Here is a 21724-nt window from a genome sequence, read left to right as displayed (position 1 = left end):
CGTGACTGGCTCGACCCCTCCTCGGAAGCGCCGCTTCCCCCTGCGGGGAACGGACAAAGGGCCCTCCCGGGGCCCTCACGGCGTGCGTGACGACGAGCGAGGCTCATCCGGCAAGGGAGCGGTCCCTGCAGGATCGGCCTCGCTCGAACCCGCGGCTGACCGGAGTGACCTCCCGGCGCCGACGCGGAGCGCCGCCCCCGTCGCCAGGCGGAGGGCGGCGGTCATCCGGGCCAAGGCCACGGAGCTGGCCCGAGAAGGCGCCCGCAAAGGCGGGAACCGCGCCAGGGCGGGGCTGGCGCACCTCGCCGACCGGATCATCGAGATCGCCCCGAGGATCCCCGTACGCGACCTCCGGACGCTCCGCAGACAGTTCCCGGGCCTTGGGCCCGAGCAGATCGCGGACAAGCTCGTGGCGGGCGCGGCGAACGCCACGTCCACCGTCGGGGCCGGCATCGGGGCGGCGGCCATGCTCCCCGTGCCGCCTGCGATGCCGACCGAACTGGCCGCGGAGATCACCGGGGTCGCCGCGATCGAGCTCAAGCTGATCGCCGAACTCCACGAGGTCTACGGCGTGCGGCCGGCGGGCAACCTGAGGGACCGCAGTACCGCGTATCTGCGCTCGTGGTCGGGCGAACGCGGGGTCGACGTCCTCAAGCCGTCCTCGATCGACTCGGCGTTCGGCGGCCGGATGAAGCGCGAGCTGCGTCAGCAGATCATGAAGCGCATGGTCCGGGACCTGCCGAACCTCATGCCGTTCATGGTGGGCGCCGCCGTCGGAGCCGTCATGAACCGGCGGGACACCCGGAAACTGGCCGCGAAGGTCCGGGCCGACCTGCGCAAGATGCAGGTGCCGTGGGACGCGCTGCCGGAACTGCCGCCGCTGGAGAAGCCCGCCGATCCACTGGCCATGGGCGAGATCTCCGCGAACCCGCTGAGCCTCCAGGGACTCGAAATCCCCGAGAAGCCCGAGAGCCCCAAGAAGCCTGAAAACCCCGAGACGTCCGAGAATCCTGGGGATCTCGGGCGCTGAGGTCTGCCGAGGTCGCCGGCTACGCCGTCGCCTCTCGCGCCGCCTTGAGAGCCTGGGCCAGGCGGTCCGGCTCCCGCGTCGACAGGTACAGGTACGGCGTGGGGTCGTCCGGATCGGTGACCTCCACCCGCAGCGCCGTGGGGATGTACGCGCGCAGCAGGAGGAAGGCCCGGGTGTCGGCCTTGAACGTGCGCCAGGCGCGCGCCTCCTCCGCGTCCAGGACCTCCGCCTCGCCCAGGGCCGTGACCGGGATCTTCGCCTCACCCGCGATCAGGGAGTCGCCCACGACGCGGATGCGCAGGGATCCGTAGGAACTCGCCATGACGGCCGCCACGGCGGTGCCGCCGACCAGGCCGCCGAGCAGCGGCAGGGTGCCGAAGGGGAGCAGGATCAGGGCGCAGGAGACGCCCACGAGGAACGAGATGAACCACCACGAGCGGGGGGCGGTGAGTCGTTCGTCGTAGGGGGCGGTGGAGTGCTGCATGAAGCCAAGCTTGGCACGGTGTCCGGAATTCACGGACGCGCGGGTAAGGTCTGCGGCTGTGAGTGGTACTTCCGCAGCTCTCGAGCCTCCGGCCGATGCCGTGAAACCCGTCCGGCACCCCGATGCTCCCGTGCCCGGCGAGCTTCTCGGCGCCCACTACGAACACTGTTTCGGATGTGGCGGCGGGCAGGCCCACGGGCTGCACCTGGAGGCACGGGCCGGTGAGGGAGTGACCGTCACCGCCGAGTTCACCGTGCAGTCCGCCCACCAGGGCGCGCCGGGCCTCGCCCACGGCGGAATCCTGGCCTCGGCCCTCGACGAGACGCTCGGCTCGCTCAACTGGCTGCTGCGGACCATCGCCGTGACCGGACGGCTGGAGACCGAGTTCGTACGGCCCGTGCCCGTGGGCGTCACGCTGCACCTGGCGGCCGAGGTGACGGCCGTGGCCGGGCGCAAGATCTACTCGACCGCCACCGGCCGGATCGGCGGCCCCGACGGGCCCGTCGCCATCCGCGCCGACGCGCTCTTCGTGGAGGTCGCGGTCGAGCACTTCGTGAACCACGGCCGCCAGGAGGAGATCCGGGCCGCCATGAGCGACCCGGACCAGGTCCGGCGCGCCCGCGCCTTCGAGGTGAACCCGTGAGCCGCGAGACCCTGAACGTCCTGATCCGGCGCGTCGACCCCGACGTACCGCTTCCGACGTACGAGCATCCGGGGGACGCGGGCGCCGATCTGCGCACCACCCAGAGCCGTGAACTGGCGCCGGGGGAGCGGGCCGTGCTGCCCACGGGGGTTTCCATCGCCCTGCCCGAGGGGTACGCGGCCTTCGTGCACCCGCGGTCGGGGCTTGCCGCCCGGTGCGGTGTCGCCCTCGTGAATGCCCCGGGGACGGTTGATGCCGGGTACCGTGGGGAGATCAAGGTGATCGTGGTGAATCTCGACCCGCGCGAGAGCGTGCGGTTCGAGCGCTTCGACCGGATTGCCCAACTGGTCGTCCAGCAGGTCGAGAGGGTCCGCTTCCAGGAGGTCGCGGAGCTTCCCGAATCGGCACGGGCCGCAGGGGGCTTCGGGTCCACCGGCGGGCATGCCGCTGTGGGCGGCGCAGGCGGTACAAGCGGTCAGGCCGCCGAAGGCGGCGCGACGGGTGGGAATCGATACGCTTCGGTCGTATCCGACCGGGAAGGACAGTGACGTGTTCGGACGTCGCAAGAAGAAGGGTGCCGCCGAGGACGCGGCCGGCGAGGCCGAGCAGGTCGTCGACAGTGTCGACACTGAGGCGGACGACGTAGAGGGCGAGCGCGAGCGTGTGCGGCTCGAGCCCGAACCGCGGCCCGACGGGCCCTGGGACGACTCCGAGGTGCGCGACCCGGCCGAGGGCCGCGTGGACCTCGGCGGGATCTTCGTGCCGGGGGTCGACGGCATGGAGCTGCGGGTCGAGGTCGCCGGTGACGCGATCGTCGCGGCGACCGTCGTGCTGCGCGACAGCGCCATCCAGCTGCAGGCCTTCGCCGCTCCCAAGCGCGAGGGCATCTGGGGCGAGGTGCGCGAGGAGATCGGCTCCGGCATTACCCAGCAGGGCGGCATCATCGACGAGGTCGAGGGCCCGCTGGGCTGGGAGCTGCGGGCTCAGGTGCCGGTGCAGCTGCCGGACGGCACGGGCGGCTTCCATGTCGTGCGCTTCGTCGGCGTGGACGGCCCCCGCTGGTTCCTGCGCGGCGTGATCTCGGGCCAGGGCGCCGTGCAGCCGCAGGCGGCCGGGCTGCTCGAGCAGATCTTCCGGGACACGGTCGTGGTCCGCGGCGAGGGCCCGATGGCGCCGCGCGACCCGATCGTCCTGAAGCTGCCGAACGACGCGCAGATGGTGCCCGAAGGCATCCAGCAGCAGGAGGAGGGCTCGCGCTTCTCCGGTGGCATGGGCCAGCTGCAGCGCGGACCGGAGATCACCGAAGTCCGCTAGAGGCACGACAGAACGTACGGCTGAAAGGGCCGCATCCCGTCCAGGGGTGCGGCCCTTCGGCGTGCTGGCGTGAACCGATTCGGGGGGCTCATCCGATGAAGGGTTGAGGGGCGCCGGTGTTCGTCTTCACCGCGTCAGGGTTGCGTCAAAGGCGTCCCTCGCGGTTCAGCTCGTCCCTTATGTCAGAACTGTTGGCCGTAAGGTCGACGCTGCGTACGCAGCAGTTACTGGAAGACAATGAGGCCATGGCACGCGGCAAGCTTCGGATCTACCTCGGTGCGGCACCGGGCGTGGGCAAGACGTACGCGATGCTGTCCGAGGCGCACCGGCGGGTGGAGCGCGGCACGGACTGCGTGGTGGCGTTCGTGGAGCACCACGGGCGTCGGCGCACCGAGGTGATGCTGCATGGCCTGGAGCAGGTCACGCGCCGTGAGCTGGAGTACCGCGGCGGCGTCTTCACCGAGATGGACGTGGACGCGGTTCTGGCCCGCCACCCACAGGTCGCCCTGGTGGACGAACTCGCCCACACCAACATCCCGGGCTCGCGCAACGCAAAGCGCTGGCAGGACGTGGAGGAACTGCTCGCCGGCGGCGTCGACGTGGTCTCGACGGTGAACATCCAGCACCTGGAATCCCTCGGCGACGTCGTGGAGTCGATCACGGGGGTACGGCAGCAGGAGACCGTGCCCGACGAGTTCGTCCGGCGTGCCGACCAGGTCGAGCTGGTGGACATGTCACCCCAGGCACTGCGCCGGCGGATGGCGCACGGCAACATCTACAAACCGGACAAGGTCGACGCCGCCCTGTCCAACTACTTCCGGCCCGGAAACCTCACCGCGCTGCGGGAGCTGGCCCTGCTCTGGGTGGCCGACCGGGTCGACGCGTACCTGAAGCAGTACCGCAGCGAGCACCGGGTGTCGGCGATCTGGGGTTCGCGCGAGCGGATCGTGGTCGGGCTGACCGGCGGCCCGGAGGGACGCACCCTGATCCGGCGGGCGGCGCGACTGGCGGAGAAGGGCGCCGGGGGCGAGGTGCTGGCCGTGTACATCGCGCGCAGCGACGGTCTGACCTCGGCGTCGCCCAAGGAGCTGGCGGTCCAGCGCACCCTGGTGGAGGACCTGGGCGGCACCTTCCACCACGTGGTCGGTGACGACATACCGGCCGCGCTGCTCGACTTCGCCCGCGGGGTCAACGCCACGCAGATCGTGCTCGGCTCCTCGCGCCGCAAGGCGTGGCAGTACGTCTTCGGACCCGGGGTCGGCGCGACGGTCGCCCGCGAGTCGGGGTCCGACCTCGACGTGCACATCGTCACCCACGACGAGGTCGCCAAGGGACGCGGGCTGCCGGTGGCCCGGGGCGCCCGGCTCGGGCGGGCCCGGATCATCTGGGGCTGGCTGGTCGGGATGGCGGGTCCGGCACTGCTGGCGCTGCTGCTGAACACCGTCCACCTCGGCCTCGCCAACGACATGCTGCTGTTCCTCGCGGTGACGGTGGCGGCGGCGCTGCTCGGCGGGCTGCTGCCCGCGCTGGCCTCGGCGGCCGTGGGCTCGCTCCTGCTGAACTACTTCTACACACCGCCCCTGCACAGATGGACGATCGCCGACCCGAAGAACATCGTCGCCATCGTGATATTCGTCGGGGTGGGGGTGTCGGTGGCGTCGGTGGTGGACCTGGCCGCGCGGCGTACGCACCAGGCGGCCCGACTGCGGGCCGAGTCGGAGATCCTGTCCTACCTGGCGGGCAACGTGCTGCGGGGCGAAACCAGCCTGGAGGCGCTGCTGGAACGGGTCCGGGAGACCTTCGGGATGGAGTCGGCGGCGCTGCTGGAACGGGCGGACGGCATAGCGCCGTGGACCCGCGCGGGCCACGTCGGATTCGGGCGCCCGGTCGCGCGGCCTGAGGACGCCGACGTGGACGTGCCGGTCGGCGACCACCTGGCGCTGGCCCTCACCGGGCGGGTGCTGCCCGCGGAGGACCGGCGGGTGCTGGCCGCGTTCGCCGCGCAGGCGGTCGTGGTGCTGGACCGGCGGCGCCTGCAGGAGGAGGCCGACCAGGCTCGCGCGCTGGCCGAGGGCAACCGCATCCGCACGGCCCTGCTGGCCGCCGTCAGCCACGACCTGCGCACGCCGCTGGCCGGGATCAAGGCCGCGGTGTCGAGCCTGAGGTCCGACGACGTGGCCTGGTCCGAGGAGGACCGGGCGGAGCTGCTCGAGGGCATCGAGGAGGGCGCGGACCGCCTCGACCACCTGGTGGGCAACCTGCTGGACATGTCCCGCCTCCAGACCGGTACGGTCACGCCGATCATCCGGGAGATCGACCTCGACGAGGTGGTGCCGATGGCGCTCGGCGGGGTCCCGGATCCGGAGGAGAGCGTGGAGCTGGACATCCCGGAGACGCTTCCCATGGTCGCCGTGGACGCCGGACTGCTGGAGCGGTCGGTCGCCAACCTCGTGGAGAACGCGGTCAAGTACAGTCCGGCCGGCGAGCCCGTGCTGGTCTCGGCGAGCGCGATGTCCGACCGGGTCGAGGTACGGGTCGTGGACCGCGGGCCGGGCGTCCCCGACGACGCCAAGGAGCGGATATTCGCGCCCTTCCAGCGGTACGGTGACGCCCCGCGCGGGGCCGGGGTGGGCCTCGGCCTGGCGGTCGCGCGCGGCTTCGCCGAGGCCATGGGCGGCACACTCAACGCCGAGGACACCCCCGGCGGCGGCCTCACCATGGTCCTCACCGTCCGCGCGGCGGGACCCCGCCCCGAGCCGCAGCCCGCACGACCCGAACAACCCGCACGACCCGTACGACCCGAAAGGCAGGCCTCATGCTGAGCCCGGCTGGGGGGACACCCCAGGCTCCGACGAGGGTGCTCGTGATCGACGACGAGCCGCAGATCGTGCGCGCCCTCGTGATCAACCTCAAGGCCCGCAAGTACGAGGTCGACGCCGCCCACGACGGCGCCACCGCCCTCCGGCTCGCCGCCGCGCGCCACCCGGACGTGATCGTCCTCGACCTGGGGCTGCCCGACATGGACGGCGTCGAGGTGATCAAGGGCCTGAGGGGCTGGACCAGGGTGCCGATCCTGGTGCTGTCCGCCCGGCACTCCTCGGACGAGAAGGTGGAGGCGCTCGACGCCGGCGCCGACGACTACGTCACCAAGCCCTTCGGCATGGACGAGCTGCTGGCCCGGCTGCGGGCCGCCGTCCGCCGGGCCGAACCCGCCGGCGGCGGCGAGGACGAGGTGCTGGTGGAGACCGACGAGTTCACCGTCGATCTGGCCGCGAAGAAGGTCAACCGGGCCGGGAAGGACGTACGGCTGACGCCCACGGAGTGGCATCTGCTGGAGGTTCTGGTCCGCAATTCGGGCCGTCTCGTCAGCCAGAAACAGCTGCTGCAGGAGGTGTGGGGGCCGTCGTACGGGACGGAGACGAACTATCTGCGGGTGTACATGGCGCAACTGAGACGCAAGCTCGAGGCGGACCCCTCGCATCCCAAGCACTTCGTCACGGAACCCGGGATGGGGTACCGGTTCGAGCGCTAGCAGGGAGGGCGGAGCGGCCGGGACGACCGGTGCGGCGGCGGGTACAGCGGCGGCTACGGCTCTGTCGGTGCACCCCGGTACGCTTCAGATATGAGTGCTGTTCCTCGTTCCGAAAAGCCGGTGGGCCGGTTCCGGCGCATGCTCGACCGGCTCTCCTCGTCACAGGAGGACCTGGAGTCCGAGGAGCTGCGCGAGGACGCCGAGACGGCCGGTTGTACACGCATCGGAGACTGTCAGGACCGCCAGATAGTCACCGTTACTGGTACCTTGCGCACGGTCACCCTGCGGCCGCGCGCCGGAGTCCCGGCCCTGGAGGCCGAGCTGTTCGACGGCAGCGCCGCGTTGGACGTGGTGTGGCTGGGCAGGCGTTCCATCGTGGGGATAGAACCGGGGCGCAGGCTCATCGCATCGGGCCGGGTCTCCATGAGCCGGGGCCGCCGGGTGCTGTTCAACCCCAAGTACGAACTGAGACCCCTGGGTAGGGAGTAGCCGGTGACGTCGCTCGACAAGCCGACCGAAGACACGACTGCGGAAGACACCGCCGCGGCCGACGCCCGGGCGGTGACCGAGGCCGCGCTGTTCGAGGCGTTCGGCGGCGTGCGGGGCATGGTCGAGACGGTGGTGCCCGGCCTGCTCTTCGTCACGATCTTCACGATCAACAAGGACCTGCACATGTCCGCGATCGCCGCGCTCGCGGTGTCGCTGGTCCTGGTCGTGGTCCGCCTGGCGATGAAGGACACCGTCAAGCACGCGTTCAGCGGAGTCTTCGGCGTGGCGTTCGGCGTCGTCTTCGCGATGATGACCGGTAACGCCAAGGACTTCTATCTGCCGGGCATGCTCTACACGCTGGGTCTGGCGCTGGCGTACATCATCACGACGCTGTGCGGGGTGCCGCTGATCGGGCTGATTCTCGGGCCGGTCTTCAAGGAGAACCTCTCCTGGCGCACCCGCAACCCCGGCCGTAAGACGGCGTACGCCAAGGCCAGTTGGGCGTGGGGGCTGATCCTGCTCGCCAAGTGCGCGATCCTCTTCCCGCTGTACTGGTGGGCGAACACCGCGCAGCTGGGGTGGGTGCTGGTGGCGCTGAAGATTCCGCCGTTCCTGCTGGCCGTGTGGCTGACGTGGGTCTTCCTCGCGAAGGCGCCCGCGCCGATCGACGTGTTCGCGGAGATGGAGGCGGAGGAAAAGGCGGAGGCCGAGCGGAAGGCTGCCGCGGAGGCGTCGGAGGTTGGTGGGCGGCACCGTCGGGAAGGGTAGTCCCCCGGCGTTGGTGTGACCGTCCTCTGGGGGCTGCCTCAAGCTCCCCCAGAGGGGGGACCCCCAACGGGCTGGTGAGGAAAGGGCGCCCTGAGATTTCAGGGCGCCCTTTGCGGCGTTTCGCGAAGGTCAGCCGGTGGTGTCGTCCTTGCGGACCGACAGCAGGTCCTCCAGCTGTTCCTCTCGCGCCTGGGCGGCGACGAAGAGGAGTTCGTCGCCGGGTTCCAGGGAGTCCTCGCGGGACGGGGTCAGGACCCGGGTCCCTCGGATGATGGTGACCAGCGAGGTGTCCTCGGGCCATTCCACGTCGCCGACCTGGGTGCCGGCCAGGGCCGACTCCTCGGGGAGGGTCAGTTCGACGAGGTTGGCGTCGCCGTGGCTGAAGCGGAGCAGACGGACCAGGTCGCCGACGCTCACCGCCTCCTCGACCAGGGCGGACATCAGACGCGGCGTGGAGACGGCGACGTCGACACCCCAGGACTCGTTGAAGAGCCACTCGTTCTTGGGGTTGTTGACGCGGGCCACGACGCGCGGGACGCCGTACTCCGTCTTCGCCAGCAGCGAGACGACCAGGTTGACCTTGTCGTCGCCGGTCGCGGCGATGACGACGTTGCAGCGCTGCAGCGCCGCCTCGTCCAACGATGTGATCTCGCAGGCGTCGGCCAGCAGCCACTCCGCCTGGGGGACGCGCTCGACCGAGATGGCGGTCGGCGCCTTGTCGACGAGCAGGACCTCGTGGCCGTTCTCCAGCAGCTCGCCCGCGATCGAGCGGCCGACGGCTCCGGCTCCGGCAATGGCGACCCTCATCAGTGACCGCCTTCCTTCGGGCCTTCGGCGAACGACGCCTCGACCTTCTCGACCTCGTCGGTGCGCAGCATCACATGCACCAGGTCACCCTCCTGCAACACCGTCTGCGAGGTGGGCAGGATCGCCTCGCCGAGGCGGGTCAGGAACGCCACGCGGACGCCCGTCTCCTCCTGCAGCGTGCTGATCTTGTGTCCGACCCAGGACGGGGCGGCGTGCACCTCGGCGAGCTGGACGCCGCCGGTCGGGTCCCGCCACAGCGGCTCGGCCCCCGAGGGGAGCAGCCGGCGCAGCATCTGGTCGGCCGTCCAGCGGACGGTGGCGACGGTCGGGATGCCCAGGCGCTGGTAGACCTCGGCGCGCCGCGGGTCGTAGATACGGGCGGCGACGTTCTCGATGCCGAACATCTCGCGGGCGACGCGGGCGGCGATGATGTTGGAGTTGTCACCGCTGGAGACCGCGGCGAACGCGCCGGCCTCCTCGATGCCCGCCTCGCGCAGGGTGTCCTGGTCGAAGCCGACCCCGGTGACACGACGGCCGCCGAAACCGGAGCCCAGTCGTCGGAAGGCGGTGGGGTCCTGGTCGATCACTGCGACCGTGTGCCCCTGTTGCTCCAGGGCCTGGGCGAGAGCGGAACCCACTCTGCCGCAGCCCATGATGACGATGTGCACGACCGTCCTTCCGAGGTCAAGGAATTCAAGAAGTCGACAAGTTTCTGGTCCGGGCATGGAGCTCGGCCTTGACCAGGGTCTCAGACCGTCGCCCAAGCTACACACGCGCGGTCCTCGCCGGGGACCCCTGTGCACACTTCGCGCACGGTTCGAGCGATCAGCGGCGGCTGATGCTCCAGAGGCTGAGGAAGGTAAGGATTACGAGGCCGACGAGGCTGCCGATGGCGCCGATGAGCTCCGCGGTCGTATGCATGGACCCTCCGAAGGACGGCAGCGGGCGGGGATTGTCATATAGACATGACGACCGGCATGGCCGCGGAATCCGCAGCGTGGGCCCGGCCGAATTCACCCGGGAGGCAGACGCGGCGGCCCATCACCCGGCCGAGAGCGGGGGAGGGTGGGCGGCCCCGTGTTCGAAGGCTTACGATTCTCTGTTGTGTCCAAACTGACCGACGTGCCCAAACGCATTTTGATCGGGCGCGCACTGCGCAGTGATCGGCTGGGGGAAACGCTCCTGTCGAAGCGCATCGCCCTACCCGTTTTCGCTTCCGACCCGCTGTCCTCCGTGGCCTACGCGCCCGGGGAGGTGCTGCTGGTCCTGTCCATCGCGGGCGTGTCGGCCTACCACTTCAGCCCGTGGATCGCCGTCGCGGTCGTGGTGCTGATGTTCACGGTGGTCGCCTCCTACCGGCAGAACGTCCACGCCTACCCCAGTGGCGGTGGCGACTACGAGGTGGCCACCACCAACCTCGGCCCCCGGGCCGGCCTGACCGTCGCGAGCGCGCTGCTCGTCGACTACGTCCTGACCGTCGCCGTCTCCATCTCCTCCGGCATCGAGAACCTCGGCTCCGCGATCCCGTTCGTCGTCGAGCACAAGGTGGCCTGCGCGGTCGCCGTGATCGTCCTCCTGACGCTGATGAACCTGCGGGGCGTCAAGGAGTCCGGCAAGCTCTTCGCGATCCCGACGTACGTGTTCGTCGCGGGCGTCTTCGTCATGATCGCGTGGGGCGCCTTCCGCGGGCTGGTCCTCGACGACACGATGCGGGCGCCGACGGCCGAGTACACGATCAAGGCCGAGCACCAGGGCCTGGCGGGCTTCGCGCTCGTCTTCCTCCTCCTGCGCGCCTTCTCCTCCGGCTGTGCCGCGCTCACCGGCGTCGAGGCGATCTCCAACGGCGTCCCGGCGTTTCGCAAGCCCAAGTCCAAGAACGCGGCGACCACGCTGGCGGCGATGGGCCTGCTGGCCGTCACCATGTTCTGCGGGATCATCGTCCTGGCCCTGGTGACCAAGGTCCGGATGGCCGAGAACCCGGCCGCCGACCTGCTCAAGAACGGCGTCGGCGTCGGCTCCGGATACGTCCAGAACCCGGTGATCACCCAGGTCGCCGAGGCCGTCTTCGGTAAGGGCAGCTTCCTCTTCATCGTGCTCGCCGCGGCCACGGCCCTGGTGCTGTTCCTCGCCGCCAACACGGCGTACAACGGCTTCCCGGTGCTCGGCTCGATCCTCGCGCAGGACCGCTACCTGCCCCGCCAGCTGCACACCCGCGGCGACCGGCTGGCGTTCTCGAACGGCATCGTGCTGCTCGCCGGCGCGGCCACCCTGCTGGTCGTCATCTACGGCGCCGACTCCACCCGGCTGATCCAGCTGTACATCGTCGGCGTGTTCGTGTCCTTCACGCTCAGCCAGACCGGCATGGTCCGGCACTGGAACCGGCACCTGGCCACCGAGACCGACCCGGCCAAGCGCCGCCACATGGTCCGCTCCCGCGCGATCAACACCTTCGGCGCGTTCTTCACCGGCCTGGTCCTGGTCGTCGTCCTGGTCACCAAGTTCACGCACGGCGCCTGGGTCGCCCTGCTCGGCATGGTGATCTTCTACGCGACGATGACCGCGATCCGCCGCCACTACGACGGCGTCGCCGCGGAACTCGTCGCCCCCGAGGGTCCCAGCGACGACAGCGTCCGGCCCTCGCGCGTTCACTCGGTGCTGCTGATCTCCAAGATCCACCGCCCGACCCTGCGCGCCCTCGCCTACGCCAAGCTGATGCGCTCCGACACCCTGGAGGCGCTCACCGTCAACGTCGACCCGGCCGAGACGAAGGCACTGCGCGAGGAGTGGGAACGGCGCGGGATCGACGTACCGCTGAAGGTTCTGGACTCGCCGTACCGGGAGGTCACGCGGCCGGTCATCGAGTACGTCAAGAGCCTGCGCCGGGAGTCGCCGCGCGACGCGGTGTCGGTGATCATCCCCGAGTACGTGGTCGGCCACTGGTACGAGCATCTGCTGCACAACCAGAGCGCGCTGCGGCTGAAGGGCCGGCTGCTGTTCACGCCGGGCGTCATGGTCACGTCGGTCCCGTACCAGCTGCAGTCCTCCGAGGCGGCGAAGAACCGGGCCCGCAAGCGGCAGGAGTGGAACGCTCCGGGTTCGGTACGGCGCGGTCCCCTGCAGGAGGGGCGGCCGAAGGAACCGTCGGGCACCGGCGGCGGTTCGAAGGCCGGTGGTTCGACGGAGGGCGGTTCGACGGGCGCTTCGGGGCCGGACGCGAAGAGCTGACCCGGACCCCGGGTTCCGCACCCGGCGTCCCGCGTCCCGGCTCGTCCCGCGACCCGGCTCGTGGTGAACGGCCGGACGACAGCCACGTAGACTGGTGGGCTGTTGTCCGGCCGTTCCTCGTTCGACGTTGTGGAGTCACCCCGCCATGCAGGCAGAACCGAAGAAGTCGCAGGCGGTATCCCTGGTCGGTGAGGAGTACGAGGTCGAGATCGGCCCCGTCGCCCACGGCGGCCACTGCATCGCCCGTACCGAATCCGGCCAGGTGCTGTTCGTCCGGCACACGCTGCCCGGCGAGCGGGTCGTCGCCCGGGTGACCGAGGGCGAGGAGGGCGCGCGTTACCTGCGGGCGGACGCCGTACGGATCCTGGAGGCGTCCAAGGACCGCGTCGAGGCCCCCTGTCCGTACGCAGGCCCCGGCCGCTGCGGTGGCTGCGACTGGCAGCACGCCAAGCCGGGCGCGCAGCGCCGCCTCAAGGGCGAGGTGATCGCCGAACAGCTCCAGCGGCTGGCGGGTCTCACACCCGAGGAGGCCGGCTGGGACGGCACCGTGATGCCGGCCGAGGGCGACAAGCTTCCGGCGGGCCAGGTGCCCCAGTGGCGCACGCGCGTGCAGTACGCGGTGGACGCCGACGGCAACGCCGGTCTGCGCCGCCACCGCTCGCACGAGGTCGAGCCCGTCGAGCACTGCATGATCGCGGCGCCGGGCGTGAGTGAGCTGGGCATCGAGGAGCGCGACTGGTCCGGCATGGCGTCGGTGGACGCGATCGCCGCGACCGGCTCCCAGGACCGCATGGTGATCCTGGAGCCGCAGCCGGGCGCCCGGCTCCCCCTGGTCGAGCTCGACAAGCCCGTCTCCGTGATGCGGGTCGAGGAGAAGGACGGCGGCATCCACCGCGTCCACGGCCGCGCCTTCGTCCGCGAGCGGGCCGACGGCCGTACCTACCGGGTCGGCAGCGGCGGCTTCTGGCAGGTCCACCCGCAGGCCGCCGACACCCTCGTCAAGGCCGTCATGCAGGGTCTGTTGCCGCGCAAGGGCGACATGGCGCTCGACCTGTACTGCGGTGTGGGCCTGTTCGCCGGCGCGCTGGCCGACCGCCTCGGCGAGAAGGGCGCGGTCCTCGGCATCGAGTCCGGCAAGCGCGCGGTCGAGGACGCCCGCCACAACCTCGCCGACTTCGACCGGGTGCGCATCGAACAGGGCAAGGTGGAGAGCGTCCTGCCGCGCACCGGCATCACCGAGGTCGACCTGATCGTCCTGGACCCGCCGCGGGCGGGGGCGGGCAAGAAGACGGTGGAGCACCTGACGTCGCTCGGCGCCCGGAAGATCGCATACGTGGCATGCGACCCGGCCGCACTGGCACGGGACCTGGCGTACTTCCGGGACGGCGGATACCGGGTGCGGACGCTGCGGGCGTTCGATCTGTTTCCGATGACGCATCACGTGGAGTGCGTGGCGATTCTGGAGCCTGCGACAAAGGGCGTCTGACCTGCTGCTCTTCTGATTTCCCAGGTTGCGGGCGGGGCGTGCCGACATGGTTCTGAAGCTCCACCCCGTGGAGCATGATGCAGGTTACCGCCACATGTCCGACCTGCGGTTTCGCAGCGGGGCGCGGGTCGAGAACGCTCTGCCTCAACTTCGTGAGGGCCAGGTTCGGCGAATGCCTTGACGCTCGTTCGACGCTGATTCTGACGGAGCGTGACGCGGTTGTCCCGGACCAGACAGCGCGGGTCAATCGCCAGCCGGCACGTCCTGTCGGTGGGACGGCGACGCGCACCCGCACTCCGGGATGGCGGCAGCCGAGTGCGAGCCGGTGTCGCAAGCGAGCGAGGGCGGATGCCCAGGTGAGCTGGTTGCCGCAGTCTGCTCAGCCCGGAGGAGGACGGACTCTTGGCCACGGTGTGGCAGGATCGCCCCGCTCGATGAAGGAGCGCGATGTCGCGGACGGGTCCGCTTCACCCTGTCGAGGGCGCCTGAAGCCGACCGTGGAGACCGCGGTCCATGCGTCGTGTGCGGACCGCTTCGTCCTTCTGGCTCACCTGGCCCGTAGGACGTCGAGCGCTGTGAGTGCCACGTGTAGTTCGGTGCGGTGTTCGCCGGACTCGAGATCGCAGTCGAGTATCCGCTCGATGCTGCGCAGACGTTGGTAGACGGTCTCGCGGGACAGACAGCCAGAGCGGGCTGCCAGGGTCTTGTTGCCTGCCGCGTCAAGGTAGTGGCGCAAGGTCGTCAGCAAGTCGGTCCCGTGGCGCGCATCATGGTCGAGGAGCCGGCTGAGCCGGCGCTCGGTGAAGTCCTGGATCCGGGTGTCCTCCCGGAGCGCGAAGAGCAGGCGGCGCAGGCCGATGTCGCATGGCTTGTGGTAAGAGCGTCCCGGCGGGAGCGGCTGGCCGGGCCCGGTGGCTTCGGTGACGCGGATCGCCTCGCGGAAGGATCGGGCGACATCGAAGAGGCCCGTCGCCTCGCTGCCTGCACTGACGGTGGCCCCCGGCGCCAACTCGAGTACGGTGCGGCTCAGGTGTTCGACCACGGGTGGGCAGGGCCGGCCGGGGCGCAGGAATAGGAGGATGCCGAGGCGTGTGGGGCTGAGAACGCCGACGAGGGCCTGTGTCCCTTGCTTGCTCAGCTCTTCGCAGACGATTGCCTCGCTTTTCGTTGCGTCGGTCTCCTGAGGGAGGTCCGCGAGCACGGCCATGAAGCTGCAGTCCTTGGTGGGCAGACCCAGTGCGGCGACTCGGGCGTCGGCGTCCGCAGGAGAGTGGTGACGTTGACCGACGAGGTCGCGCAGGAGATTGCGGTGTGCGGTGCGTTCCCAGGGCACGGGGTGGATGACGCGGGCGATGGTGAGGGCCATCGCAGCTCTCTCCAGGACCGTCACAGCCGTGGGGCCGAATGCCGAGGGGATGGCCTGGCCTGGCGGGGCGGGCAGCATGACCACCCGGCCCCAGCTTTCGCCCTGGTACTCCACGACTGTCACGAGCCAGCCGCCGGGTCCGGACACGGATGTGCGGCCGGCGGGAGGTGTCGCTCGTGAGCGCCGTTCCCAGTCGATGAGCGCTGCCTCGACCGTGCCTGCGGAGGGCGCGCAGATCAGTGCCTGGTGGGCCAGGTTCTCCAGTACGACGGTGTGACCGCTCATCTCGGCGGCGGCACGTACGACCTCCTCGGGCACAGCGCCGCGCAGGGTGAGGGCGGTGAACGCCTCGTGAATGCGCTGGGTCCGGCGCATCTCCTCGGCCTGGTTGCCGAGGATGAGAGCGTGGACGACCTGTGTGACCTCAAGGAAGTTGACGTCCTGTGCCAGGGTCACGAGGGGGAGCCCGCGGGCCTCGCAGGCATGGACCAGGGCGTCGGGCGGGCGGTGGTAACGGCGGACCAGTTCGATGACCAAGGCCGCCGCGCCGATGTCGGCGAGTTCGTTCACGTAGCGGCGTACGCCGGCCGGCTCCTCCGGCAGGGGCATACCGGTGGTCAGTACGAGCTCGCCGCCCTTGAGGAAAGAGGCAGGGTCGGTCAGCTCGGTCATGTGAACCCAGCGGACGGGGCGGTCGAGCAGGTCTGCTCCGGTGACGACCTGCGGCTGCCCGGCGGACAGGACGGGAAGGGCCAGAACGTCGGCCACGGTGAGCGGATGGCCGGCGGTGGCCATGTCCGGGCCTGCCAAGGAGGCGCCAAGACCGTCGGTGACGGGCCTTGCGGCCGTGCGGTGCTTCTCGCGCATGGGACCTCCCTGGGTGCTCCGTCACCCTGACAAGCCGCACTGACCTGCGCAAGAGCTATGAAAGGGCCGCTGAGCCGGACGAGCGGGGCGTGATGCCCGGTGCGGCTGACACAACGTCCAGATGCCGCGGCGCGGGCGGACAGATCGCGCGTTGGCGTCATCGAGGAACGTGGAGATGCTCGACCGGACCGGAGCCAGACCGACGACCCGCCGGGAGACGAACATGACTGCACTGTCGCCGCACCTTCGCCAGGCCACGCCCGTGGTGGCGGTCCGGGGAGAGGGCGTCCACCTCTACGGTGATGACGGCCGCCGCTACCTCGACTTCACCGCCGGCATCGGCGTGACCAGCACCGGGCACTGCCACCCCAAGGTCGTGGCGGCTGCCCGGGAACAGGTGGGCACCCTCGTCCACGGCCAGTACACGACAGTCATGCACAAGCCGCTGCAGCGGCTTGTCGACAAGCTGGGCGAGGTCCTGCCCGAGGGGCTCGACAGCCTGTTCTTCACCAACTCCGGCAGCGAGGCGGTGGAGGCGGCGCTGCGGCTGGCCCGGCAGGCCACCGGTCGGCCGAACATCGTGGTCTGCCATGGTGGCTTCCACGGTCGTACGGTGGCCGCCGCCTCGATGACGACCTCCGGCACCCGCTTCCGGTCCGGCTTCTCCCCGTTGATGAGCGGTGTCGTCGTCACCCCCTTTCCCTCGGCCTTCCGCTACGGCTGGGACGAGGAGACCGCGACACGATTCGCCCTGCAGGAGCTGGACTACACACTCCAGACGATCTCCTCACCCGCTGACACGGCCGCCGTCATCGTCGAGCCGGTGCTCGGCGAGGGCGGGTACGTGCCCGCGAGCCGCGCCTTCCTGGAGGGCCTGCGGGAGCGGGCCGACCGGCACGGCTTCCTGCTGATCCTCGACGAGGTGCAGACCGGAGTGGGCCGCACTGGCCGATTCTGGGGACACGAGCACTTCGGCGTCACACCCGACATCCTCATCACCGCGAAGGGCCTGGCCAGCGGCTTCCCGCTGGCAGGTATCGCCGCCTCCGACGAGCTGATGGCCAAGGCGTGGCCGGGATCGCAGGGCGGTACGTACGGCGCCAACGCCGTAGCCTGCGCCGCGGCCTGCGCCACCCTCGACATCGTCCGCGACGAGAAGCTCGTCGAGAACGCCGAGGCGATGGGCAAGCGCCTTCGCCAGGGCCTGGAGGCGGTGGCCGACCGGACCGCAGGCATCGGCGACGTACGCGGCCTCGGGCTCATGCTCGCCACCGAGTTCGTCACCGAGGACGGCAGTCCGGACCCGGAGACCGCCGCCCGCGTGCAGCGTGCCGCTGTCGACCAGGGCCTGCTCCTGCTCCTGTGCGGCGCCTGGAACCAGGTCGTGCGGATGATCCCGGCCCTGGTGATCGACGAGACGGCGGTGGACCAGGGACTCCAGGCATGGGCGGCCGCGGTGGAGGCCGGCACATCGGGAGCGGCGCGGCGATAACGGACCCACCGCACCGAGGGCTCCTGTGCGGTCGTCACCGCGGCGACGGTCCGCCCGGTGGCGGCCGCACAGGCTATGACGACGTGTCGACGCAGCCGAGGACGTGCCTGGTCGTATGTCGAACTCGACGGTGACGACGCGGACGCGGTGAAGGCCCGCGCCACCGGGCTGCTGGACGTAGTCCATACGCGAGGCCACATGACCAGCGGGCCGCACGGGGTTTGACCGGGGTGCCGTACGGGCACTTCGACGGGGGCTGCATCCACGTCCGCATGGGCTTCGGCCTCGCCACGGACGGCAGGGGCGCAGCGCCGGCAGCATGGTGCGCACGGCACGCTGATCCACTGCCGGTCCTCGGACCTCGGAGCGTACTGCGTCGAGACTGTCCTTCACGCGACCATGGTCGGGACCATCGAGTCGTCGGCTGCTTTGCTGAAGGGCAGAGGGTGCGTCGTGGACATTCGGCAGCTGGAGTACTTCCTTGCGATCGTTGATCGTGGGGGGTTCAACCGTGCGGCCTCGGCTCTGTACGTGTCGCAGCCGTCGCTGTCGCAGGCCGTGCGGGCACTGGAGCGTGATCTCGGTTCCGAGTTGTTCCATCGCATCGGGCGTAGGGCGGTGCTGACGGAGGCCGGAAGGGCTCTGATCGAGCCTGCCCGGGAGGCCGTGCGGAGTCTGGAGACGGCGCGGGCGAGTGTCGCGGCGGTGCATGAGCTGCGTGAGGGGCGCCTGGACGTGGCATCGGTGCCGTCGCAGGCGGTGGAGCCGCTGACGAGTCTGGTGAGTGCCTTCAGCCACCGGTATCCCGGCGTCTTCGTGGCCATCAAAGCGGCGTTCACCTCGCGTGATGTGATCGACATGGTGCGCACGGGTGCCGTGGAACTGGGGCTCTTGGCGTCCGCCGGGCCGCTCTCCGACAAGGAGGTCGTCTCCCATGCGCTGGGGCGGCAGCGCTTCGTGCTGATGGTGCCGGCCGACGGCCCGTTCGCTGATCGGACGGCGGTGGACTGCCAGGAGCTCGCAGGACAGCGGCTGATCGTCGGGCAGCCGGGTACCGGGATGCGCGCCTACGTCGACGCGGTGCGGGCACAGGGCATCGAGTTCACCGTCGCCGCCGAGACCGAGCACCGGGTGTCGCTCATGCCCCTGGTACTGGCCGGTGTCGGGCTCGCGGTGATCATGGATTCCTGGCGGGACCTCGCCCGGCAGCTGGGCGCCCGCGTCCTGGACATCGAGCCGGAGACCACCTTGGACATCGCTCTCGTCAGCCGCCGCGGCAGCCTGTCGCCGGCAGCTGCCGCGTTCGTCACGGCCGCCATCTCGGCCGCCGGCAGCTGATAGGCGCCGCTTATAAGGGATATCCGCTTTGCGTCTTGGACGCCACGCGGACCGCCTTGCTGCAATCGACGGCATGACGACGAACCACCGCATTGCCCTGATCCCCGGCGACGGCATCGGCGCCGAGGTACTGCCCCCAGCACAGCAGGTGCTCGATGTTCTCGGCCGCCGCCACGGCTTCAGCCTGTCCTACACGTCGTACGACTGGTCGTGCGAGCGGTACCTGCGGGAGGGCGCGATGATGCCCGCCGACGGAATAGACCAGCTGCGCGACAAGGACGCGATCCTGCTGGGCGCCGTCGGCTACCCGGGGGTGCCGGACCATGTCTCGCTGTGGGGGTTGCTGATCCCGATACGGCGCAGCTTTCGCCAGTACGTCAACCTCCGGCCCGTCCGTGTCTTCGCAGGCATCGACAGTCCGGTGCGCGGCGCACGGCCGGGCGAGGTCGATCTCGTCGTCGTGCGGGAGAACGCCGAGGGCGAGTACAGCGAGATCGGCGGACGGCTGAACCAGGGCACGCCCGAGGAGCTGGCCGTCCAGGAAGCGGTGTTCACCCGGGCCGGGGTCACCCGTATCGCCGACTACGCGTTCTCGCTCGCCGCCCGCCGCAGAGGGAAGCTCACCTCCGCCACCAAGTCCAACGGCATCATTCACACCATGCCGTTCTGGGACGAGCTGATCGCCGAGCGGTCCGCCGAGCACCCGGGCGTCACCTGGGACCAGGAGCACATCGATGCGCTGGCGGCCAAGTTCGTTCTCGACCCCTCCCGCTTCGACGTGGTCGTCGCCTCCAACCTCTTCGGCGACATTCTCAGCGACCTCGCGGCCGCGGTCGCCGGATCCATCGGCATCGCCCCGGCGGCCAACCTCAACCCCGAGGGTGACTTCCCCTCGATGTTCGAGCCGGTGCACGGCTCAGCGCCCGACATCGCAGGCCAGGGCATCGCCAACCCGTTGGGCGCGATCTGGTCCGCGGCCATGATGCTCGACCACCTCGGCCATCCCGCCGCGGCCGGGGACATCACCGACGCGATCGCGTCGGTCCTGGCCAAGACCGATACCCGCACACGTGACCTGGGCGGAACCGCGACCACCGCCGAGTTCACCGACAGGCTGATCGAGCTTCTCTGAGCTGTCTCCTGGGGCCGTTGCGCGTCCCGGCTGGGCGAGGGGGTCATGCGCCGGGAACAGGAGCCTCACCCGCGTCCAGGACCAGCACCGCGACATGCAGGGACGTGCGCTGCAGACCTGATTCCAGGTCGCAGCCGAGGAGCCGTTCGATGGTGTGGAGGCGCTGGTAGTACGCCTGCCGGGACATGCCGGCGCTTTTCGCCGCCACCGACTTGTTCCCGGCCGCCGTCAGATAGGCGCGCAGTGCCGGGAGCAGATCGCCGCCGTTGCGGTCGTCGTGCTCGATGAGGCGGGTCAGTTGCCGTTCCGCGTACCGCTGAAGACGGGTGTCCTCGCGCAGGACGCCCAGCAACTCCGGCAGCCGGACGTCGGCGGGGACGTAGAACCACCGCTCCGGGGAGGCCGGGGTGATGGCCTCGGCCGTCTGCTCCGCCTCCTGCCACGACCGGGCGATCCCGCCTAGGTCGGTCACCCCGGGGCCGACGGCGACGACTGCCCGCGGTCCGAGCTCTTCCCGGGTCAGGCGGCCGATCTGCTCGGCGACCGGCTGCCAGGCGCTCGCCTGTGCCAGAGCCATGACTACGCCGATGCGGCCAGGGGCAGTCTCGCCGACCAGGGCACGGATGCCGGTGTGCGTCAGCGCCTTCGCGATCCGTTCGTCCAGGTGATCCCCCTCGGTGCCGGTGTACGGGTGGCGGATGACCACGGCGAAGAGGCGGTGTCCGAGGGTGGACAGTCCCAGTGCCTCGGCGCGGGCGCGGGCGTCCGCGGGGGAGCGGAAACGCCGTTCGTACAGGTCTCGCAGTACGGAGCGGTGGGCCCGACGCTCCCACCAGGCCTGCCCCGCCAGACGCGCCATGGTCAGCGCGATCGCCGCACGCTCCAGCACCAGGACGTGTTCCGGGTCGGGCTCGGCGCTCAGCCGGTCCTCCAGCAGGACCAGCCGCCCCCACGGGCCGTGGTGGTCCTGCACCGGCGCGATCAGCCACCCCTCCGGGCCGCTCGGCGTGAGCCTCTCCGGCGTCGGGGCGGCCCGCGAACGCCGCGACCAGGCCGATACCACCGGTTCGTACGGCCGGCCGAGCAGCTCGCACATCAGGACCCGGTGGGTGAGGTCCTCCAGCACCACGGGGGCTCCGGTGAGCTCCGCGGTGGTGTGCACCAGTTCCTCGGGGTCCGCGCCGCGCAGCGTCAGAGCGGTGAAGATGTCCTGGATGTCCCTCCCGCGGCGCAGCAGGGCCCCCTGGGCGTCCAGGATGAGCGCGTGCACCGCCTGCGTGACGTCGATGAACCGGACGCCACGGGCCAGCTCGACCAGCGGCACGTCACGAGCGCGGCAGGCCGCCACCAGCTCCTGGGGCACCTTCTGGTACCGGTAACCGAGCTCCACGATCAGGCCGGCCGCGCCGACATCCGCGAGCTGGTCGACGTAGCCGCGCAGCTCGGAGGCGTCCTCTGGATGCGGCACACCGGTCGTCAGGATCAGCTCGCCGCCCTCCAGGAAGTCCGCGGGGTTGAGCAGCTCGGTGACATGCACCCAGCGCACCAAGCTGTCCAGTTGCGACTCGCCGGCCAGCACGCGCGGCATCCCCTCGGCGAGCACGGGCAGGCCCAGTACTTCCCTAAGGGTAGGGAAGTGCCCGGTTGCATGGTGTCTGGGCGGCATAGGGGGTCTTTCATCCGAGGGAATCGGGCTCACCTTCGCACCGGCCACTCATCGTGACAAGAGGAGAGCCCTCATTGGTGCAGTG

The 21724-nt window shown here is 70.4% G+C and carries 18 protein-coding genes; 13 read left to right on the top strand and 5 right to left on the bottom strand.

Annotated features, from left to right (window positions below; genetic code table 11):
* Nucleotide 1 precedes the first annotated feature (1 nt).
* A complete protein-coding gene (locus B5557_RS11430; protein WP_079659019.1) occupies nucleotides 2–1030 on the top strand; it encodes a hypothetical protein in 1029 nt (342 codons plus the stop codon).
* Nucleotides 1031–1049: 19 nt separating this feature from the next.
* Here the strand turns inward: B5557_RS11430 and B5557_RS11425 are convergent, their stop codons facing one another.
* A complete protein-coding gene (locus B5557_RS11425) occupies nucleotides 1050–1514 on the bottom strand; it encodes a DUF3093 domain-containing protein (protein ID WP_079659018.1) in 465 nt (154 codons plus the stop codon).
* Between the two features lie 58 nt (nucleotides 1515–1572).
* Between B5557_RS11425 and B5557_RS11420 the strand changes: the two genes are divergently transcribed.
* The 7 genes from B5557_RS11420 (at nucleotide 1573) to B5557_RS11390 (ending at nucleotide 8260) form a co-directional block, all read left to right on the top strand.
* Nucleotides 1573–2157: a PaaI family thioesterase gene (locus tag B5557_RS11420; RefSeq protein ID WP_079659017.1), complete on the top strand. Its 585-nt coding sequence runs from the start codon at nucleotides 1573–1575 to the stop codon at nucleotides 2155–2157.
* Nucleotides 2154–2705 (top strand): dUTP diphosphatase, encoded by a 552-nt coding sequence (gene dut, locus B5557_RS11415; protein WP_079659016.1) that lies wholly within the window; start codon nucleotides 2154–2156, stop codon nucleotides 2703–2705. Before B5557_RS11420 ends, dut begins: the two co-directional genes overlap by 4 nt.
* Before the next feature lies 1 nt (nucleotide 2706).
* Nucleotides 2707–3471 (top strand): DUF3710 domain-containing protein, encoded by a 765-nt coding sequence (locus tag B5557_RS11410; RefSeq protein ID WP_079659015.1) that lies wholly within the window; start codon nucleotides 2707–2709, stop codon nucleotides 3469–3471.
* A 245-nt stretch (nucleotides 3472–3716) separates the two neighbouring features.
* The gene (locus tag B5557_RS11405; RefSeq protein WP_079659014.1) at nucleotides 3717–6293 is read left to right on the top strand and encodes a sensor histidine kinase; all 2577 of its coding nucleotides are present in this window, start codon (nucleotides 3717–3719) and stop codon (nucleotides 6291–6293) included.
* Nucleotides 6287–7003 (top strand): response regulator, encoded by a 717-nt coding sequence (locus tag B5557_RS11400; RefSeq protein ID WP_079659013.1) that lies wholly within the window; start codon nucleotides 6287–6289, stop codon nucleotides 7001–7003. Before B5557_RS11405 ends, B5557_RS11400 begins: the two co-directional genes overlap by 7 nt.
* Before the next feature lie 90 nt (nucleotides 7004–7093).
* Entirely contained in the window at nucleotides 7094–7492 is a 399-nt protein-coding gene (locus B5557_RS11395; RefSeq protein ID WP_078890401.1) for an OB-fold nucleic acid binding domain-containing protein, read from the top strand.
* A gap of 3 nt (nucleotides 7493–7495) precedes the next feature.
* On the top strand, nucleotides 7496–8260 hold the full coding sequence (locus tag B5557_RS11390; RefSeq protein WP_079659012.1) for a DUF3159 domain-containing protein: 765 nt from the start codon (nucleotides 7496–7498) through the stop codon (nucleotides 8258–8260).
* A 129-nt stretch (nucleotides 8261–8389) separates the two neighbouring features.
* On the opposite strand, the gene B5557_RS11385 is transcribed toward B5557_RS11390, so the two are convergent.
* Together B5557_RS11385 and B5557_RS11380 are read right to left on the bottom strand one after the other, a co-directional pair.
* Complete coding sequence (locus B5557_RS11385; RefSeq protein ID WP_079659011.1) at nucleotides 8390–9067, bottom strand: potassium channel family protein; 678 nt, start codon at nucleotides 9065–9067, stop codon at nucleotides 8390–8392.
* Entirely contained in the window at nucleotides 9067–9735 is a 669-nt protein-coding gene (locus B5557_RS11380; RefSeq protein ID WP_079659010.1) for a potassium channel family protein, read from the bottom strand. The genes B5557_RS11385 and B5557_RS11380 overlap by 1 nt, the downstream gene beginning before the upstream one ends.
* 436 nt (nucleotides 9736–10171) lie before the next feature.
* Between B5557_RS11380 and B5557_RS11375 the strand changes: the two genes are divergently transcribed.
* Both B5557_RS11375 and B5557_RS11370 read left to right on the top strand, forming a co-directional pair.
* Nucleotides 10172–12292, top strand: coding sequence for an APC family permease (locus B5557_RS11375; protein ID WP_079659009.1), 2121 nt, complete (start codon nucleotides 10172–10174; stop codon nucleotides 12290–12292).
* 145 nt (nucleotides 12293–12437) lie between these two features.
* On the top strand, nucleotides 12438–13778 hold the full coding sequence (locus tag B5557_RS11370; RefSeq protein ID WP_079659008.1) for a class I SAM-dependent RNA methyltransferase: 1341 nt from the start codon (nucleotides 12438–12440) through the stop codon (nucleotides 13776–13778).
* Between the two features lie 547 nt (nucleotides 13779–14325).
* Here B5557_RS11370 and B5557_RS11365 read toward each other — a convergent pair.
* Complete coding sequence (locus tag B5557_RS11365; protein WP_079659007.1) at nucleotides 14326–16011, bottom strand: PucR family transcriptional regulator; 1686 nt, start codon at nucleotides 16009–16011, stop codon at nucleotides 14326–14328.
* Between the two features lie 223 nt (nucleotides 16012–16234).
* On the opposite strand from B5557_RS11365, the gene B5557_RS11360 reads away from it, so the two are divergent.
* The 3 genes from B5557_RS11360 (at nucleotide 16235) to B5557_RS11350 (ending at nucleotide 19973) form a co-directional block, all read left to right on the top strand.
* Nucleotides 16235–17503 carry an aspartate aminotransferase family protein gene (locus B5557_RS11360; RefSeq protein ID WP_079664724.1) on the top strand — a complete coding sequence of 423 codons (1269 nt, stop codon included), beginning with the start codon at nucleotides 16235–16237 and terminating at the stop codon, nucleotides 17501–17503.
* 453 nt (nucleotides 17504–17956) lie between these two features.
* Nucleotides 17957–18841 (top strand): LysR family transcriptional regulator, encoded by an 885-nt coding sequence (locus B5557_RS11355; RefSeq protein ID WP_079664723.1) that lies wholly within the window; start codon nucleotides 17957–17959, stop codon nucleotides 18839–18841.
* Between the two features lie 73 nt (nucleotides 18842–18914).
* On the top strand, nucleotides 18915–19973 hold the full coding sequence (locus B5557_RS11350) for a tartrate dehydrogenase (RefSeq protein ID WP_079659006.1): 1059 nt from the start codon (nucleotides 18915–18917) through the stop codon (nucleotides 19971–19973).
* 43 nt (nucleotides 19974–20016) lie between these two features.
* Here B5557_RS11350 and B5557_RS11345 read toward each other — a convergent pair whose 3' ends face one another.
* Complete coding sequence (locus B5557_RS11345) at nucleotides 20017–21639, bottom strand: PucR family transcriptional regulator (protein ID WP_079659005.1); 1623 nt, start codon at nucleotides 21637–21639, stop codon at nucleotides 20017–20019.
* Nucleotides 21640–21724 lie beyond the last annotated feature (85 nt).

The sequence above is a fragment of the Streptomyces sp. 3214.6 genome, from assembly GCF_900129855.1.
Classification (GTDB): Bacteria; Actinomycetota; Actinomycetes; order Streptomycetales; family Streptomycetaceae; genus Streptomyces; species Streptomyces soliscabiei.
The sequence above is the reverse complement of the archived record's forward strand: the minus strand, read 5'-3'. Positions and strand labels throughout refer to the sequence as shown.

Excerpts from the sequence above, each read along its gene's own strand:
- B5557_RS11425 (WP_079659018.1), bottom strand. The coding sequence starts at position 1,514 with ATGCAGCACTCCACCGCCCCCTACGACGAACGACTCACCGCCCCCCGC.
- B5557_RS11405 (WP_079659014.1), top strand. The coding sequence starts at position 3,717 with ATGGCACGCGGCAAGCTTCGGATCTACCTCGGTGCGGCACCGGGCGTG.
- B5557_RS11400 (WP_079659013.1), top strand. The coding sequence starts at position 6,287 with ATGCTGAGCCCGGCTGGGGGGACACCCCAGGCTCCGACGAGGGTGCTC.
- B5557_RS11395 (WP_078890401.1), top strand. The coding sequence starts at position 7,094 with ATGAGTGCTGTTCCTCGTTCCGAAAAGCCGGTGGGCCGGTTCCGGCGC.
- B5557_RS11385 (WP_079659011.1), bottom strand. The coding sequence starts at position 9,067 with ATGAGGGTCGCCATTGCCGGAGCCGGAGCCGTCGGCCGCTCGATCGCG.
- B5557_RS11370 (WP_079659008.1), top strand. The coding sequence starts at position 12,438 with ATGCAGGCAGAACCGAAGAAGTCGCAGGCGGTATCCCTGGTCGGTGAG.
- B5557_RS11365 (WP_079659007.1), bottom strand. The coding sequence starts at position 16,011 with ATGCGCGAGAAGCACCGCACGGCCGCAAGGCCCGTCACCGACGGTCTT.
- B5557_RS11360 (WP_079664724.1), top strand. The coding sequence starts at position 16,235 with ATGACTGCACTGTCGCCGCACCTTCGCCAGGCCACGCCCGTGGTGGCG.
- B5557_RS11350 (WP_079659006.1), top strand. The coding sequence starts at position 18,915 with ATGACGACGAACCACCGCATTGCCCTGATCCCCGGCGACGGCATCGGC.
- B5557_RS11345 (WP_079659005.1), bottom strand. The coding sequence starts at position 21,639 with ATGCCGCCCAGACACCATGCAACCGGGCACTTCCCTACCCTTAGGGAA.